15 protein-coding genes and 1 other annotated feature are annotated in these 13,761 nt (G+C 48.8%); all 15 genes read right to left on the reverse strand.

Annotated elements, in window-relative coordinates; genetic code table 11:
• Window positions 1–13: 13 nt before the first annotated feature.
• A complete protein-coding gene (gene pyrR / locus DFR62_RS01740; protein WP_058383525.1) occupies window positions 14–553 on the reverse strand; it encodes a bifunctional pyr operon transcriptional regulator/uracil phosphoribosyltransferase PyrR in 540 nt (179 codons plus the stop codon).
• 218 nt (window positions 554–771) lie between these two features.
• Window positions 772–1,674, reverse strand: a complete 903-nt coding sequence (locus DFR62_RS01745) for an RluA family pseudouridine synthase (RefSeq protein WP_121297751.1) — start codon at window positions 1,672–1,674, stop codon at window positions 772–774.
• Window positions 1,674–2,147: a signal peptidase II gene (gene lspA / locus DFR62_RS01750; protein ID WP_175578498.1), complete on the reverse strand. Its 474-nt coding sequence runs from the start codon at window positions 2,145–2,147 to the stop codon at window positions 1,674–1,676. Before lspA ends, DFR62_RS01745 begins: the two co-directional genes overlap by 1 nt.
• Window positions 2,148–2,251: 104 nt before the next feature.
• Window positions 2,252–5,014, reverse strand: coding sequence for an isoleucine--tRNA ligase (gene ileS / locus DFR62_RS01755; RefSeq protein ID WP_121297752.1), 2,763 nt, complete (start codon window positions 5,012–5,014; stop codon window positions 2,252–2,254).
• Between the two features lie 43 nt (window positions 5,015–5,057).
• Window positions 5,058–5,266, reverse strand: a binding site (T-box leader).
• A 49-nt stretch (window positions 5,267–5,315) separates the two neighbouring features.
• Window positions 5,316–5,843 (reverse strand): DivIVA domain-containing protein, encoded by a 528-nt coding sequence (locus DFR62_RS01760; protein ID WP_058383521.1) that lies wholly within the window; start codon window positions 5,841–5,843, stop codon window positions 5,316–5,318.
• Between the two features lie 89 nt (window positions 5,844–5,932).
• Window positions 5,933–6,718: a YlmH family RNA-binding protein gene (locus DFR62_RS01765; protein ID WP_121297753.1), complete on the reverse strand. Its 786-nt coding sequence runs from the start codon at window positions 6,716–6,718 to the stop codon at window positions 5,933–5,935.
• Window positions 6,719–6,870: 152 nt separating this feature from the next.
• A complete protein-coding gene (locus DFR62_RS01770; RefSeq protein ID WP_121297754.1) occupies window positions 6,871–7,134 on the reverse strand; it encodes a YggT family protein in 264 nt (87 codons plus the stop codon).
• A gap of 18 nt (window positions 7,135–7,152) precedes the next feature.
• Window positions 7,153–7,656, reverse strand: coding sequence for a cell division protein SepF (locus DFR62_RS01775; protein WP_121297755.1), 504 nt, complete (start codon window positions 7,654–7,656; stop codon window positions 7,153–7,155).
• A complete protein-coding gene (locus tag DFR62_RS01780; RefSeq protein WP_121297756.1) occupies window positions 7,653–8,324 on the reverse strand; it encodes a YggS family pyridoxal phosphate-dependent enzyme in 672 nt (223 codons plus the stop codon). Before DFR62_RS01780 ends, DFR62_RS01775 begins: the two co-directional genes overlap by 4 nt.
• A gap of 199 nt (window positions 8,325–8,523) precedes the next feature.
• The gene (ftsZ, locus tag DFR62_RS01785) at window positions 8,524–9,714 is read right to left on the reverse strand and encodes a cell division protein FtsZ (protein WP_058383516.1); all 1,191 of its coding nucleotides are present in this window, start codon (window positions 9,712–9,714) and stop codon (window positions 8,524–8,526) included.
• Between the two features lie 58 nt (window positions 9,715–9,772).
• On the reverse strand, window positions 9,773–11,062 hold the full coding sequence (gene ftsA, locus DFR62_RS01790) for a cell division protein FtsA (protein WP_068462961.1): 1,290 nt from the start codon (window positions 11,060–11,062) through the stop codon (window positions 9,773–9,775).
• A gap of 104 nt (window positions 11,063–11,166) precedes the next feature.
• A complete protein-coding gene (locus tag DFR62_RS01795; RefSeq protein WP_121297757.1) occupies window positions 11,167–11,529 on the reverse strand; it encodes a small basic family protein in 363 nt (120 codons plus the stop codon).
• A gap of 2 nt (window positions 11,530–11,531) precedes the next feature.
• The gene (locus DFR62_RS01800) at window positions 11,532–12,248 is read right to left on the reverse strand and encodes a DUF881 domain-containing protein (RefSeq protein ID WP_121297758.1); all 717 of its coding nucleotides are present in this window, start codon (window positions 12,246–12,248) and stop codon (window positions 11,532–11,534) included.
• A gap of 2 nt (window positions 12,249–12,250) precedes the next feature.
• Window positions 12,251–12,982: a DUF881 domain-containing protein gene (locus tag DFR62_RS01805; protein ID WP_421958177.1), complete on the reverse strand. Its 732-nt coding sequence runs from the start codon at window positions 12,980–12,982 to the stop codon at window positions 12,251–12,253.
• A complete protein-coding gene (locus tag DFR62_RS01810; protein WP_121297760.1) occupies window positions 12,966–13,748 on the reverse strand; it encodes a cell division protein FtsQ/DivIB in 783 nt (260 codons plus the stop codon). The genes DFR62_RS01805 and DFR62_RS01810 overlap by 17 nt, the downstream gene beginning before the upstream one ends.
• Window positions 13,749–13,761 lie beyond the last annotated feature (13 nt).

Genomic DNA, 13,761 nt, shown 5'->3' on the forward strand with positions numbered 1-13,761 from the left:
TCTGTAGTAATTCTTAGTCGTTGATGGTGACGCGGTCGGTGCTGTCGCTTTCTGTCATCTCGACCACGATTCGTTCTTCACTCGAGGTCGGGATGTTTTTCCCGACATAATCGGAGCGAATCGGCAACTCCCGGTGTCCACGGTCGATCAGGACGGCGAGCTGAATCTGCGCCGGACGGCCGAGATCCATGACCGCATCCATTGCTGCTCGGACAGTGCGGCCCGTGTAGAGAACATCATCGACCAGGATGACTTTCTGGTCTTTAATGCTGTGTTCGATATCGACTTGCTGGACAAGCGGTTCCTGGCCCGGGTTTTTCTGGCTTAAATCATCCCGGTAAAGCGTGATGTCCAGTTCCCCTGTCAGAATGGGCTTGCCTTCGATTTGTTCGATTTTCTCCGCCAAACGCTTGGCGATGAATGCACCCCTTGTCTTGATCCCAACTAAGATGCACCCGTCGATTCCTTTATTGCGCTCGATGATTTCGTGGGCGATGCGTGTAATCGCACGTCCGATTGCCTTATCATCGAGAATGACCGCTTTTTCTGCCATGTGTTCCACTCCTTTATGATTGCATCGAAATTTCTGCATAAAAAAAACCTCCGCCGAAGAGGCGAAGGGTGCATAAGCGCAGAAAAAAACCTTCCGGAAGACACACTTCCGGCTTTGCGAATATCCCTTTTCAGCCTCTCTGGACTGTTCTTAAAGGTGATGCGTATTCAGTTGACTGGTCTAAGTATAAAGAACAGCCATTTCGTTTGTCAACCCCCTTAGCGGAGAGTCTCGAGAAGTTCCTCGAATTCTGTCGGTAAAGGAGCCGAGAACTCCAGGTATTCCTTCGTCCGTGGATGGATAAAACCGATAACGGCGGCATGCAAGGCCTGGCCGCCGATATCCATCGTTTTTCTCGGTCCGTATTTCGGGTCGCCGACAAGCGGGAAGCCGATATAACGCATATGGACACGGATTTGGTGCGTGCGTCCCGTTTCAAGTCGGCATTCCACTAATGTGAAATCACCGAAACGCTCAAGCACAGTGAAATGCGTCACCGCATGCTTGCCTTTATCGACAACAGCCATCTTCTGGCGCTCTTTCGGGTCTCTCGCGATTGGTGCATCAATGGTGCCTTTGTCGTGGGCGATATGCCCGTGGACAAGTGCGATGTATTTGCGCGTCACCGATTTTTCGACCAATTGATCCACTAAAGATGCATGGGCGAGATCGTTTTTCGCGACCATCAATAAGCCAGAAGTATCTTTATCGATACGGTGGACGATTCCCGGGCGCACGATGCCATTGATGCCCGAAAGATCGGTGCAATGGTACATGAGGCCGTTGACGAGCGTCCCGCTCGCATGTCCTGGAGCCGGGTGGACGACCATGCCTTTCGGTTTGTTGACGACGAGCACGTCTTCATCTTCATAAACGATATCAAGGTTCAGGTTTTCCGGTTCTGCATCCAATTCTTCCAATAGTGGCGGCGTGATGAGGATCTCATCTTCCAAACGCACTTTGTAATTCGGCTTCACCGTTTCACCATTTACTTTGATATGGCCATCTTTGACCCAATTGCTGATCTGCGAACGCGACCATTCCTCATCGATGGCAGAGATCACTTTATCGATCCGCTCGCCTTTTTGTTCTTCTGTAATGTTTATCGTCAGTTCTTCCATTAAGACACCTTTTTCTTTTGTTGTTTTTCATCCATGATCACGTAAATGACCATTAAGACGACACCAATGGTCAATGCAGCATCCGCTACATTGAAGATCGGAAAATCATAATTGATTACTGGAATCAGCACATCGACAAAATCGACCACTTCCCCGCGGTACATCCGGTCGATGAAATTACCAATCGCGCCTCCTAGTAGCACCATCAGCGCCAATTGAAACAGCGGCTGCCCTCCAGCATGCTTATGGAAATAATACAGAATCGCCACGATCACTACGACAGTGATGATGGCAAACAGCCACATCTGCCCTTCTAACATTCCCCAAGCCGCGCCGCGATTGCGGTGGGAAAGCCATCCCAGATACGGTTCGAGCACAGGAATCCGTTCCCCGAGCTCCATATTTTTGACGACCAGCCATTTGGTCCATTGATCCAATGCAATAATTAGTAGAGCAATCCCATAATAAATCACTTGTATTTCCTCCGTCATTCATCAGTCTATTCATTTTAACACAGAGCGGGCGAAAAAAGAAAAAAGTCCGAAAACCGGATAACCGGCTTTCGGACCGTTCAAACTTAAGCGTATTCGATTTCAACGACTTCTGCACAACGTGGGCAAAGCTCAGGATGTGCTTCCGATTCGCCGACATGCTTGGAGATCGTCCAGCAACGGCCGCATTTCTCACCTTGTGCTTTTTCTACGATGACTGATACTTCATCGAGTGAAAGCGCATTTTCCGGCGCTTGTTCTCTCGCACCGCCGAATTCATATTCAGAAACGATGAACAATTGCGCGAGATTGAAATCGATAGCTGGCAATAAGTTCGCCAACTCGTCACTTGCATAGACCGTTACTTTCGCTTCAAGCGATTTCCCGATCGTTTTCGCAGCACGCGCTTCTTCCAAAGCTTTCAAGACATCGTCGCGGACATCCATGAAACGGCTCCATTTCGCTTCAAGATCCTTGAATTCAGGACGCTCTACTGCTTCTGGGAAGTCGGTTAACTGGACGCTTTCTTCTGAAGCGGATTCCAGATACGACCACATTTCATCCGCTGTATGCGGCAAGATTGGGGATGCAAGCTTGACGAGTGCCATCAAGCTGTCGAACATCACTGTCTGCATCGCGCGGCGGTGCGGATGGTCAGCGCGTTCGATATAGACGACGTCTTTTGCGACATCGAGATAAAACGAGCTGAGATCATTGGCGCAATAGCTGTTCAATGCCAAATAGACAGATGCGAATTCATAATTCTCATAGCCTTTAGTTGCTGTTTCGATCAATTTATTCAATTTCATGACCATGTACTGGTCCATTTCACGCATGTCTTCAAACGCTACACGGTCTTTTGTTTCATCGAAATCAGCCAAGTTGCCGTGAAGGAATTTCAGCGTGTTGCGGATTTTGCGGTACACTTCAGATACTTGCTTGAAGTTATCATCCGATACGCGCACATCCGCTGTATAGTCGACAGAAGAAACCCATAGGCGCAGGATGTCCGCTCCCATTTGGTTCATGACTTTTGCCGGCACAATGACGTTGCCAAGCGATTTACTCATTTTGCGGCCATTGCCGTCCAATGTAAAGCCGTGGCTCAATACGCCTTTATACGGAGCGATGCCGTTGATGGCGACGCTCGTTGTAAGCGAGGAGTTGAACCAGCCGCGGTATTGGTCAGAGCCTTCGAGATAAAGGTCAGCCGGGTATTGAAGGTCTTCGCGCTCATCGAGCACTGCCTGATGGGACGAACCGGAATCGAACCAAACGTCCATGATGTCCATTTCTTTCGTAAAGATGCCGTTCGGGCTGCTCGGGTGCGTAAAGCCTTCCGGCAATAATTCCGCTGCCGTGCGCTCGAACCAGATGTTTGATCCGTGCTCGCGGAATAGATCGGCGATGTGCGCGATCGTTTCTTCTGTGATAACCGGATCGCCGTTTTCCGCATAAAATACCGGAATCGGGACGCCCCATACGCGCTGGCGGGAGATGTTCCAGTCGCCACGGTCGCGCAGCATATTGTAAAGGCGTGTTTCGCCCCATGCCGGAGTGAACGATGTCTCATCGATTGCTTTTAAGATTTGGTCGCGGAACGCATCGATCGATACGAACCATTGCGCAGTCGCACGGTAGATGACCGGTTTTTTCGTACGCCAGTCATGAGGGTACGAGTGGGTGATGAATGACAAGGCTTCTAGTGCGCCTGCTTCATCTAATGCTTCAGTGATCGATTTATTCGCTTTGTCGTAAAACTCGCCCGCAAATCCTGGCGCTTCTTCTGTCATGACGCCGCGCTCATCGACTGGACACAATACATCCAAACCATATTTTTTGCCGATCAAGAAGTCATCTTCCCCGTGTCCAGGAGCGGTATGGACACAACCTGTACCGGAATCGGTCGTAACATGGTCGCCAAGCATGACGAGTGACGTACGGTCATACAATGGGTGTTTCGCCTGGATATGCTCCAGTTCCTGGCCTTTCACTGTGCGGACCACTTCATAATCCGCCCATTCCAGCTCTTTTGCCACTTCTTCTAGCAAATCTTTCGCAACGACGAACTTTGAACCGCCGTGAGAGACTTCCACGTAATCCAGATCCGCATGAACGGAGATTCCGAGGTTGGCAGGGATCGTCCAAGGCGTCGTCGTCCAGATGACCAGCTTGACGCCTTCATCCAAAACGCCTTTTCCGTCTGTAACAGGGAAGGATACATAGATCGATGGTGATTTTTTATCGTGATACTCGATCTCCGCTTCAGCAAGCGACGATTCACTGGATGGGGACCAGTAGACCGGCTTCAAGCCTTTATAGATATAGCCTTTATTGGCCATTTTGCCGAATACTTCGATTTGGCGCGCTTCATAAGAAGGCTTCAATGTAACATATGGGTTTTCCCAGTCACCGCGTACGCCGATCCGTTTGAATTGTGAACGCTGGCTGTCGATCTGTTCGTATGCGTATTCCTCACATAGCTTGCGGAATTCCGCGAGTGACAATTCTTTGCGGTTCACGCCTTTATTGGTCAATGCCTGCTCGATCGGCAAACCGTGTGTATCCCAGCCTGGGACATAAGGGGCATGGAAGCCCATCATGCTGCGCGAGCGGACGATCATGTCCTTCAATACTTTGTTCAAAGCGTGTCCCATGTGAAGGTCGCCGTTCGCATATGGCGGCCCGTCATGAAGCACGAAGAACGGACGGCCTTTTGTGCGGTCCTGGACTTTTTTATAGATGTCCATTTCTTCCCATTTCTTTTGCATTTCAGGTTCCCGGTTCGGCAAATTGCCGCGCATTGGAAACTCGGTTTTTGGCATCAATAATGTATCTTTATAATCCATTTTCCATTCCTCCTGTAAGCATAATAAAAAGCCCCCATCCCTGGAAAGGGACGAGAAGCTCGCGGTACCACCCTTGTTGCAGCTGTGTGCTGCCAACTCTACACCGTAACGTGGCGGGGACGGGCCCGGTTACTTGCGTTCACCGGTCCAGCTCAGGAGTGATTTTCCAAGACGGACCCGCGCCAGGCTTCCACCGCCCCCGGCTCGCTCGATCGGATTTCCGTTTTGTACTGTCTCCATCAATGCGTTTGTAAGTATGTCGTAATTATAGAAGCAGAATGGGCCTCAGTCAAGAGCGGGCTTATTCCTTGGCTGCGCTTCCGGCTTCTTTCTTTTCGATCTGGTCGATATTCTCCGTGTCCAGGTCGTATTCAAGTAAGGTGTTCCAGTCTTCCGTTTCAATCAAATCAAGCTGCGCTTCCACCAGCATCTTGAAACGATTGCGGAAAATCTTCGACTGCTTTTTCAACTCTTCGATTTCGGTCGCGATGCGGCGCGCTTTCGCCAAAGATTCATTGACGATGCGGTCTGCATTCTTCTCCGCTTCCTGAACGATCAAATCCGCTTCTTTCTGGGCGTTGCGGCGGACTTCTTCTGACGCTTCCTGAGCGACGAAGATCGATTTTTGCAAAGTCGTTTCCAGATTGGTGAAATGGCCCATGCGCTCATCCGTGGATTTCATGCGCTCTTCCATTTCAGTCCGTTCTTTAATGACTTTTTCGTAATCTTTCATGATCTGCTCGAGGAATTCATTGACCTCATCTTCTTGATAACCGCGGAATGCGCGGCTGAACTCTTTATTATGTATATCTAATGGTGATAAAGGCATCGTATCTCTCCTTACTCTCTGCATGTTTACACTCATTATACCTGTCATGGCGAGAAATTTCAGTAATATTCACCACATTCGCAGGTGTTTTATTTTTTCAGTTCCAATTTGCCGACCTGCAGGCGGATCTTGTCCTTTTTCGTTCGTCCTTCGATTGCGATGATTTGCACGCGACCGAGCCCTCTCGCTGAAATCAAATCGGATTCGTGCAGTTCAAACGAGACACTTTCTTGTGCTGTCCAATTGACTTTCACTTTACCGCCGCCGATCAATGCGGCTGCTTTCTGGCGGGAAATCTTATAGACCGAGCTCATGACCGTGTCGAGCCGCAGCGAACTGACCGTATGCGCCTCTTCCGCCCACTCCTCGATGACCGGGAGATAGTCGGCGGGGTCGGTCACTTCTTCGAGCTGGACTTTCACTTTGCCGGCGCTGATAAAATTGGCGCGCAAATACGGCGCTATTTCCTCCATCACTGCGAGCTGCACGGTGCCTTCACCGATCCGGATATCCCCAAATTTCCCCCGTTCCAAACCGAGCGACATGAGTGCGCCGAGAATGTCGGGATGCTTCAAGGTAACGAATTTCACAGGGTAGCGCAGCTCGAACATAGTCACTTGGAAATCACTTTCTTCCGGAACGTAATATGAAGGATGCAGCAAGACGCGCTGCCGCTCTGCCTGGCTGAACAAGCCGGAAGCAGCCATTTCCACTTCCCTGCCGCCGATCAGCGATTTGACGATAAAGCGCTGGCGCGGGTCCAGAAAATCGGTGAGCTTCGGCGCATACATATCTTCTACATCTCGCAGCCAGTCCGATGCCTGCTCGATAAATTGTTGTTCGTCTTTGCGAAAATGCTGGAATATCTCTTCCATAGGCCGTTCCCTCCGGTTCTTGGATTCGTTCTTTGTTTAACAAGCATTCTACAAACAGCAGAAAAACCCTTTCGCAGTTTGCCGCAAATAAAAAAGACAGAGAAATGGATTCTCCGTCTTCCTATATCAGCTGTTCTTTATTCAGCTTCTTATCAGAGAAGGTACTCAGCCAATGTAATGATTCCTTGGCTTGCGAGACTTAATGTGAAAATAGCCACAATCGGCGAGATATCGATCATGCCGATCGGCGGGATGAAGCGGCGAAAAATATCCAAATAAGGATCGGTAATCCGGGAGATCATCTGACCGAATGCAGATTCCTTGATGCTCGGCACCCAGCTCATGAAGACGCTGATAATCAGGATATAAAAGTAGATGTTAATAGCGCTCAATAATAAATTTACAAGAAGATACATTCGATTTTTAGCACCTTTCTATTGTTGATCGTCGTGATAATAATCGGAGATGGCGCCATCCACTTCGACCGTGTCCGGCACGCATAGGAAAATGTCCGTCCCGATACGTTGAATGTCCCCACCTAGTGCATAGACAGTGCCGCTCAGGAAATCGATGATCCGAAGGCCTTGGTCCCGTTCAATGCGCTGCAAGTTGACCACGACGGCCTGTTTTGTTTTCAAGCTTTCTGCAATGTCCTGCGCTTCCGCATAGACGCGCGGTTCCGCCAAACTGACTTTCGATGAAGAAGCAGATGAATTCTGCAAATTGACTAAATTCTGCACGGTAGGTTCCTCCAAATTCTCACGGCGTTCTTTCACTGGCTTTGGTGCTTTCGGTGCTTTCTTCTGCGGCTGTTCGGCAGCTGCCGGGGCAGGCTTCTCATAGCGCTGCGCGGGCCGCTGCTTGCGTTCTTCCTGGACGGGCTCTTCCTCGTACTCGTCCAGATAAAAGAAATTCTTGAATTTATCTTTCATGCTCATCTTTCCGCCTCACTTTCCGACCCTACCAATGCGGTCCCGACGCGAACGAACGTCGCGCCTTCTTCAGCCGCAATCAGGTAATCATTGGACATGCCCATCGACAATTCTGTGCAAGGGGCGTGCTCCCAGTTGTTCGCTGCGATTTGCAGCTGCAAGTCTTTCAAACCTTTAAAAGTCGCTCTCAATAAAGCTTCATCTTCTGTGTTCGGGGCCATGGTCATCAAACCGACCACATGCACTTTATCGAAATCCTTTAGGGATTCGATAAATGCGGGAACTTCCTCAGCAGAAAAGCCGCTCTTGGAATCTTCGCCGGAAACATTGACTTGGATAAAGCAATTGACTGGCTTATCGGCACGTTTTTGGATTTCTTTCGCCAGGCTCAGTCGATCCAGCGAATGAAGATAATCGATCAGACCGATCACTTCCTTGACTTTCCGCGACTGAAGCGTACCGATATAATGCCAAACGACATCGCCTTTTATCTCCCCATGCTTCATCTTGAGGCCTTCCGGACGGTTTTCACCGAGATGGCGGATGCCCGCATCGACGGCTTCCTGGGTTCTATCGATTCCGACTTGTTTTGTGACTGCGACGATTTCAATGCCGCTATGGATTTGATTTAATGTATGGGCCATTTCTTCAAACTTCGGTTTAATCGCTTTCATCTGCTCACAACTTTTCTATAGACGTTCACTTTATTGTACCAAGCCGAAGCTGATTTATCAATTCAGCCTGGCATTAAAACAATAAAGCCGCCGATTTTTCAACAAAATTATGAAGGAACCGTGGCAACCGCCGTTAAAAGAAATTCTACAGCCTTCCAAAAACAAAAAAGCAGCTGCCAAATTGGCAGCTGCTTTCGTATTAACGGCGTTTTTGTCTGTTGCGAAGGAATGTCGGAATGTCCAACGCATCTTCACTTTGCTTATCCTGGCGCTGAGGCTCCTGGTTGTAATAAGGAGTTTGTTCTTCGCGGCGCTGGGACTGTTCTTCGCGGCGTGCTTCACGAATGGAAGGAGCCGGGTTTTGCTGCTGGATCGATTGGATACGGTTTGCGTTCAATCCAGATCCGCGTGGTGCACGTCCAGCAGGGTTCAATTGTTCTTCGTTGAATCCAGTAGCAATAACCGTAACGACGATTTCATCTTTCAAGTTGTCGTTGATAACGGAACCGAAGATCATGTTCACTTCTTCATCAGAAGCGGAAGCGACGATATCGGCTGCTTCTTGCACTTCATACAAGCTCAAGTTCGAACCGCCTGTAATGTTCATCAAGACGCCTTTCGCCCCATCGACAGATACTTCAAGCAATGGGCTCGATACAGCTTTTTTCGCTGCTTCGGCAGCACGGTTTTCTCCAGAAGAGACACCAATGCCCATAAGTGCTGATCCTTTGTTCGACATGATCGTTTTCACATCGGCAAAGTCAAGGTTGATAAGACCAGGAACTGCGATCAAGTCAGAGATGCCTTGTACACCTTGGCGAAGAACATTATCCGCTTCACGGAATGCTTCTAGCATCGGCGTATTTTTGTCGACGATTTCAAGTAGGCGGTCGTTCGGGATAACAATCAATGTATCGACTGACTCTTTCATCGTCGCGATTCCGCCGATAGCCTGAGTCGAACGCTTGCGTCCTTCGAATGTGAACGGGCGAGTAACAACGCCAACTGTCAAAGCGCCAAGTTCTTTGGCGATGCCTGCGATGACAGGTGCCGCACCCGTACCAGTGCCCCCACCCATACCGGCAGTGACGAAGACCATATCGGCTCCACGCAAAGCTTCTTCGATCTGTTCTTTGCTTTCTTCTGCTGCTTTTTTCCCGACATCCGGGTTAGCGCCAGCGCCAAGGCCGCGCGTCAATTTTCCGCCGATTTGCAGGCGTGTTTCCGCTTTCGAAAGGTTCAAGGCTTGCGCGTCTGTGTTGACAGCGATGAATTCCACCCCTTGAACTCCATGTTCGATCATCCGGTTGACTGCGTTGTTTCCGCCGCCACCGACACCAATGACTTTAATTACGGCTAATGCATCGATATTTGTATCAAATTCCAACATTCTTTTTTCCTCCTAAGATTGCTCAGCTTTTGAACATAAGCCGGACACAATGATGATTTTATTCAAAAAAACGATCAAACATTTTTTTGGCTTTGCTTACGACACCTTCGTTATCCTGTTTCGGTTGTTTCGGCTGCTTCTGCTTTTTCGGCTGCTGCTCCACATACTCAGGTTTCTGCGAATGTGCTGCTGCTGAACTATGGCCGACGTTTCCATAGAACAAATCTTCTGCGTAAGCGTATTGGATCAATCCGACCGCTGTTGTATACTGCGGCTCGCGAACTCCGATGAATTCAGGCGTGAACAGGCGCACACGCGTTTGGAGAATGCTTCTTGCCAGTTCTGGAAGGCCATCCATTTTGGCCATTCCGCCTGTCAATACGACACCACCAGGCAGCTCATCGACGCCGAGGCGATATAACTCATCCAAAATCAATTCGAAAAGTTCTTCCATGCGAACTCCGATTATTTCAGATATGTATTTTTGGCTGTATTGTTCTCTTGAGTCCGAACCGATCACCGGCACTTCGAATACTTCTTCTTCTGAAGCATCGTCGAAGAATGCGTGGCCATGTTCGAGCTTGATTTTTTCAGCCTGCTCTGTCGGCGTTTTCAAAACGATCGACAAATCTTTCGTTACGTGATCCCCGCCCACTGGAATGACGGATGCCGCACGCAAGTGGCCATCGCGGAATACTGCGATTGAAGTCGATCCACCGCCGATATCGATGCAGGCCGTTCCGTGGTTTTTTTCATCTTCCGTCAACGCATAGCTTCCGGCTACTAGAGGCTGGACATAAATCTCACGGATTTCGAGGCCAGCACGCTCAACACAGCGAAGCACATTGTGCAAGACCGTTTTCGAAGTCGTCACCATTGTACCATCCATTTCAAGGCGGATGCCGATCATGCCTCTAGGGTCTTTGATCTCGCCTAAGTGGTCGACGACATATTCTTCAGGAATGATGTTGACTAGCTCACGTTCTGGCGGGATCGACATGACTTGTGCCGCTTCCAAAACGCGTTCCAAATCTTCATCCGTGATTTCACGGTTCTCGCTGTTTACTGCAACGATTCCCTTAACCGGCTGTAATGCCACTTGGTTGGCTGGAATTCCCAGCACGACTTCATGGATTTCTTTGCCGATCATGCGCTCTGCCTGATCGACAGCTTTTTTAATGGACTGGACAGTTGCATCTATATCAACAATCGCACCTTTTTTGATTCCATTAGATTTGACGTTGCCAACGCCGATGACGTGCAACGATTTATTGGTCATTTCCCCGATCAATACTTTGACGGAGGAAGACCCGATATCCAAACTCACATATAATTCTGATTGACTCAACTCGTGGCACCTCCTTATAAAACTTCTCTACATTACATTCTATTGTAAAATACACACCTTGTCTAAGTAAAATAGCGAAACTTAGAAAATTTTCCTGCAATTCGTCAATTTGCCTCACCAAGCTTCTTTTTTTCGGCCCATTTCGCAAGCAGAATGCGGCGAATCACCGCTATATTCTGGAATAGCCGCACACCGAACGCGAAAATGGCTGCCAAATACAAATCTACACCTAAATGGACGCCGAGAAAAGCGAGGCCTGCAGCCAGTACGATATTAAAGAAAAAACCTGAAACGAACACTTTATCATCGTAAACTTGCTGCAAGTGGGCCCGTATACCACCGAACAGCGTATCCAGTGAAGCCAGCACTGCTATTGACAAATAACTGGCATATTCAGGCGGTATTTGGATATCTGTCAACAAGCCGAGCGAAATGCCCAACAGCAATCCAAGAATCGATATCCACATTCCTACTCCCCCTCCTCGGCTTGAAGATGATCTATGTTGATTTCTTCATCGAAAGCCGGCAGCGTCAATTCTTCCTGCGGCTCCGAAATAGTGATCGTCAAATCGTCTATGTAAAAATCATCGTGAATTGCAGAAGCCGTTAAATAACTAGAAAGTTTCCGTGCTTCTTCCATGCTCGTTGCCGTAATAGTAATCACAAACGGTGGCGTCGAGATAGGCTCAGTATTCACTGTGGTGTAGCCATTGATATCGCGTATCGCGGTCGTGTTGATGACACGCTCCCCAGCAATCGCCAGCTCGATGCCGTCAAAGCGGTTGATTTCATTCACCAAGCGGATCAATAAATCCGGTGGAATTTCTGTTATTTCGGTTCCTAGCGCAATCGCTTCAAGCGAAGGGCTGATCTCGAGTTCAATTCCCGGCCCGCTCATTTGCGAAAGGCCGGCAGAGATCCGCAAATCTTCGACCGTCTCTTTCAAAACCGCCTCCGGATCTTGAGTCGCTTCATCGCTATACTTGCCGAGTGTCTCATCCAGTAGGCTGATTTCCGACAGCAATTCCGAATGAAGTTGCTTTTCCCGCGATAATTGCTGACGGATTTCCCATGTATCCCGGGAATCCCGGCTGTCATCCGTATTCACAGTATTGTATTGTGTTGCAGTCATAAAACCGATGACAAAAAGAATGACCGTAAAACGGCCAGTAATGCGTTTTTTCATCGTCATCCCCCTGTATCCAACTCCGACAAAAGTGCCGGCATGCGGATGGCTTGCCCTGAATCAAGCGTTACAATGATGTTATCGTTGACGAGCTGGTCCTGGACGCCGCCTGACAGCTGCATGGAGGCAGCCAATACTTCCGGACTCCCAATCGCTTCGATGGTAAAAGGCGCAGGATGCTGGATGCCATCGACTGTAATGACAGGGCCTGTACAAACTATATGGGAATTGCCGTGAATCCGCTGGCCATTCACCGCAATCGCCTCGGCTCCTGAAATATAGAGTTCGTTGATTACTTGAAACACATGGCTTTCGTGGACAATATAATCGTTCGGGTTCACATGGTCAGCCGTGTACTCGCCGTCCTCGAGAGTCACTTTCAAGCCTTGCCCTTTAACCGGAACAAGCCCGAGGAAGCGTCTCAATTCTTCTGCTTCCCGGGCGTATGCCGTATAGTTTTCCTCGCCATCCACCACTGACCGTTCGAATTCCTGGACGGCTTTTTGCTTATCATCCAACTCTGCGCGTAATTCTTTATTACGCTCTTGCTGTTCGATTAATTCTTTCCGGTATTGTTCTTTTTGCTCGAAAAAGCTGGCTCCCGTAAAATCATTTTCCGCTTCCCGCTGGTTCGATAAACTATAGGAATAGGCCATGATAAACCCGAGAACTAAGAAAACGAGCGAGAAGATGATCGACTTGCTGATGCTTTTGCGGTCATTGTTCTTCGACATTTTCAAGTTCCTCACCCGCTTCCGCCAATCCAAACACATCGTTATAGGAACGGAAATAGATGCCCACTTCCATGTCGATGATGCCTTTGCGGTCTTCTAATTGAGCGGTAACAGACGGATAATAATTTATCTTCTCTGCTAAAGTCGATAAAATCGCCTTGATTTCGTTTCCGTCATTCATATAGATTGTGATGTAATCCGCACGTTCCTGTTCTGTATCCAAAATAACTTGCGAGATGAGATTCTGCACTTCCGGGTCGGTTTTGACCAATTGTTCAATCAGCGCTTCCCGTTTCGCTTCATCTTCGAAATTCGAAAAGATCGGTCCTTCCACAACGCTGATTGGCTGATTGAGCACGACGCCATTCGACAAGACCACCTGATAGCTATTGCCTTGGTCCAAATACCCCATCTCGACAAATTCCTCGATTTCGATTTCAACAGAGCTCAGCCATTTCTTTTCGACAGTTGCCGATTCAACCCACTCTAGCGATTCGATTTCTTGTTCGATCTCCCCGCTGTCAAATGACCACATCGATTCCCCCACAGCCAAAGTGCTGGCCTGCTTATAACTCTCGCCATCGAACAATTCAGCACCTGTGACTTTGATGTCGCGGATTTCGCTGTAAGTGGACTGGCTGTATAAAAGAATGAACAGCAACGAAACGAAAACGGTCAATAATGCCGCAAACTTGCGGTTCGACCTTTTTCTGCGCCGCTCCCGGAGCGTTGGTATGCGTTCTTCGATGTCTATAACTTTGTCCATATCCGCCGCTCCT

Origin of the sequence: Planococcus citreus, assembly GCF_003664125.1 — a bacterium.
GTDB lineage: Bacteria > Bacillota > Bacilli > Bacillales_A > Planococcaceae > Planococcus > Planococcus citreus.

What these genes read in the sequence shown, in the direction of transcription:
- pyrR (WP_058383525.1), bottom strand. Translation starts at nt 553, where the DNA reads ATGGCAGAAAAAGCGGTCATTCTCGATGATAAGGCAATCGGACGTGCG.
- ileS (WP_121297752.1), bottom strand. Translation starts at nt 5,014, where the DNA reads ATGGATTATAAAGATACATTATTGATGCCAAAAACCGAGTTTCCAATG.
- DFR62_RS01760 (WP_058383521.1), bottom strand. Translation starts at nt 5,843, where the DNA reads ATGCCTTTATCACCATTAGATATACATAATAAAGAGTTCAGCCGCGCA.
- DFR62_RS01800 (WP_121297758.1), bottom strand. Translation starts at nt 12,248, where the DNA reads ATGAAAAAACGCATTACTGGCCGTTTTACGGTCATTCTTTTTGTCATC.
- DFR62_RS01810 (WP_121297760.1), bottom strand. Translation starts at nt 13,748, where the DNA reads ATGGACAAAGTTATAGACATCGAAGAACGCATACCAACGCTCCGGGAG.
- DFR62_RS01770 (WP_121297754.1), bottom strand. Translation starts at nt 7,134, where the DNA reads ATGTATCTTCTTGTAAATTTATTATTGAGCGCTATTAACATCTACTTT.
- ftsZ (WP_058383516.1), bottom strand. Translation starts at nt 9,714, where the DNA reads ATGTTGGAATTTGATACAAATATCGATGCATTAGCCGTAATTAAAGTC.
- DFR62_RS01780 (WP_121297756.1), bottom strand. Translation starts at nt 8,324, where the DNA reads ATGAAAGCGATTAAACCGAAGTTTGAAGAAATGGCCCATACATTAAAT.
- DFR62_RS01795 (WP_121297757.1), bottom strand. Translation starts at nt 11,529, where the DNA reads ATGTGGATATCGATTCTTGGATTGCTGTTGGGCATTTCGCTCGGCTTG.
- DFR62_RS01805 (WP_421958177.1), bottom strand. Translation starts at nt 12,982, where the DNA reads ATGTCGAAGAACAATGACCGCAAAAGCATCAGCAAGTCGATCATCTTC.
- DFR62_RS01775 (WP_121297755.1), bottom strand. Translation starts at nt 7,656, where the DNA reads ATGAGCATGAAAGATAAATTCAAGAATTTCTTTTATCTGGACGAGTAC.
- DFR62_RS01765 (WP_121297753.1), bottom strand. Translation starts at nt 6,718, where the DNA reads ATGGAAGAGATATTCCAGCATTTTCGCAAAGACGAACAACAATTTATC.
- DFR62_RS01745 (WP_121297751.1), bottom strand. Translation starts at nt 1,674, where the DNA reads ATGGAAGAACTGACGATAAACATTACAGAAGAACAAAAAGGCGAGCGG.